Origin of the sequence: Actinophytocola sp. (assembly GCF_035712165.1) — a bacterium.
Classification (GTDB): domain Bacteria; phylum Actinomycetota; class Actinomycetes; order Mycobacteriales; family Pseudonocardiaceae; genus DASYTH01.
Genome location: NZ_DASTBH010000112.1, coordinates 1 through 2,171, shown reverse-complemented (window position 1 = coordinate 2,171; position 2,171 = coordinate 1). Strand labels below are relative to the sequence as shown.

The 2,171-nt window shown below is 73.2% G+C and carries 3 protein-coding genes; all 3 read left to right on the top strand.

Annotation, left to right across the window (positions count from 1 at the left end; translation table 11 throughout):
* Positions 1 to 125 precede the first annotated feature (125 nt).
* Positions 126 to 581 (top strand): SRPBCC family protein, encoded by a 456-nt coding sequence (locus VFO68_RS05725; RefSeq protein ID WP_325157101.1) that lies wholly within the window; start codon positions 126 to 128, stop codon positions 579 to 581.
* A 39-nt stretch (positions 582 to 620) separates the two neighbouring features.
* Entirely contained in the window at positions 621 to 1,145 is a 525-nt protein-coding gene (locus VFO68_RS05720; RefSeq protein ID WP_325157100.1) for a PadR family transcriptional regulator, read from the top strand.
* Positions 1,142 to 2,171: MFS transporter (locus tag VFO68_RS05715; RefSeq protein ID WP_325157099.1), on the top strand; the 1,030-nt coding region annotated here is incomplete at its 3' end. The genes VFO68_RS05720 and VFO68_RS05715, both read left to right, overlap by 4 nt.

Here is a 2,171-nt window from a genome sequence, read left to right as displayed (position 1 = left end):
AAGCCCCTGCACCTGCCTGCCCGCGGGCATGTACATCCCCGACGTCGCCGACGACAACCTCGACACCGTGCGGGTCGTCGCCTGACCGCCCAACGGATTCGTGGCGCGGGTGCTTGAATCAGGCGGTGCCCGCCGACACCGAACCTGCCAAGGTCGTGACCGTCCACCGCGAGATCGCCGCCAGCGCCGAAGAGATCTTCGAGCTGATCGCGGACCCGTCGCAACAGCCGCGCTGGGACGGCAACGACAACCTCGCCGAAGCTCCCACCGGCCAGCGCGTGCGCGGCACGGGGCAGACGTTCACGATGACGCTCACCCGGGGCACCGTGCGGGACAACCACGTGGTGGAGTTCGAGGAGGGCCGGCGCATCGCCTGGCGTCCGTCCGAACCGGACCGCGAGCCGCCCGGGCACCTGTGGCGCTGGGAGCTCGAACCCCTCGGCCAAGCCCGGACCAGGGTCACCCACACCTATGACTGGTCGGGGCTGACCGACCCCAAACGCCTCGACCGCGCCCGCGCCACCACCGAGGACAAGCTCCGGGCCTCCCTCGACCGACTCGCCGAACTCGCCGAATCATGACGCACGATTGTCCAGGCTGACCTATGTTATCGTAACCTAGTGTACTTGGACCTATTGATTCTGAGTCACCTGCGCACCGGGCCGGTGCACGGCTACGAGCTCAAGCGCAAGGTCTCCGCGACCACGGCGTTCACCCTGAACAACAACACGCTCTATCCGGCGCTGCGACGGTTCGAGGAGTCCGGGGCGGTGCGCAAGACCGCCGTGCAGCAGGAAGGCCGCCCGCCCCGGCACATCTACGAGCTCACCGACGACGGCCGCGAGCAGCTGCACGACATGATCGCCGAGCTGCCCGTCGAGCTGGCCGGCAGCGAGGAGGAGTTCCTGTCCCGGCTGGGGCTGTTCGACGAGCTCGACCCGACCGAGCGGCACGCGATCCTGGCCCGCCGCGACGCGGCGCTGTCCGCGCGGCTGGAGCACCTGCAGGGGCTCGCCGCGCACACCGAGACCGATGCCGAGCACCGGCGGTGGGGCGGGCGGGTGCTCGCCGAGCTGATCGGGCGCACCCAACGGGAGCGGGACTGGCTCGCCGAGCTCGGCCGGTTGAGCGGGGAGTCGGGGTGAGGACCGGCGGGCCGGGCTGGGCGGCCCAGCTCGGGCTGGTGATCGGCCCGCTGTTGACCATGGTCGACTCCAGCATCGTCAACGTCGCCGTCGCCGACATCGCCCGCGAGCTCGGCGCGCCGCTCGACGACGCGCAATGGGTGGTCTCCGGTTACCTGCTCGCGCTCGCCGCGGGCCTGGCGGCCTCGGCGTTCCTGGCCCGGCGGTTCGGCACACTGCGCACCTACCGGGTGAGCCTGGTCGCGTTCCTGCTCGCCTCGCTGGCCTGCGCGGTGGCGCCGAGCCTCGGGCTGCTGGTCGCCGCGCGGGCGGCGCAGGGTCTCGCGGGCGCCCCGCTGGTGCCGCTGGCGATGAGCCTGCTGCTGGGCGGGCAGGGCCCGGGCCGGCGCATCCCGATCGCCGCCGGCCTGCTGTTCTTCCTGGCCCCGGCGCTCGGCCCGACCGCGGGCGGGCTGCTCATCGCCGCCGGCGGCTGGCCGTTGATCTTCCTGGTCAACCTGCCGCTGGGCGTGGCCGGGCTGCTCGGGCTGCGGGCGGTGCCGGCCGACCTGGCCCCCGACCCCGACCCGCAGGCCCGGTTCGACCCGTTCGGGCTCACCCTGCTCGCCGCCGGACTCACCCTGGCCCTCTACGGATCCAGCCGGGCAGCGGTGCTGGGTTGGGCCGCCGCACAGGTCGCCGCCCCGGTGACCGCCGGGGCGGCGTTGCTGCTGGGCTACCTGCTGTGGGCGCGGCGACGCGCCGAGCCGGCCGTCGACCTCGCGCTGCTGCGGCACCGGCAGTCCGCCCTGGCATTGGTGCTCAGCGTGCTGTCCTCGGTGGTGGCCTTCGCCGCGGTGTTCCTGCTGCCGGTGTTCACCCAGACCGTGCAGGGCCACAGCGCCTTCGCCACCGGGCTCGCGCTGCTCCCGCAGGGCGTGATCACCGGCCTGGGCACCGCGCTCGGCCAACGCCTGGCCACCCGGATCACCGTGCGCACCCTGGTCTCCGGCGGCTTCGTCGTGCTCGCGCTCACCAGCGCGGCAC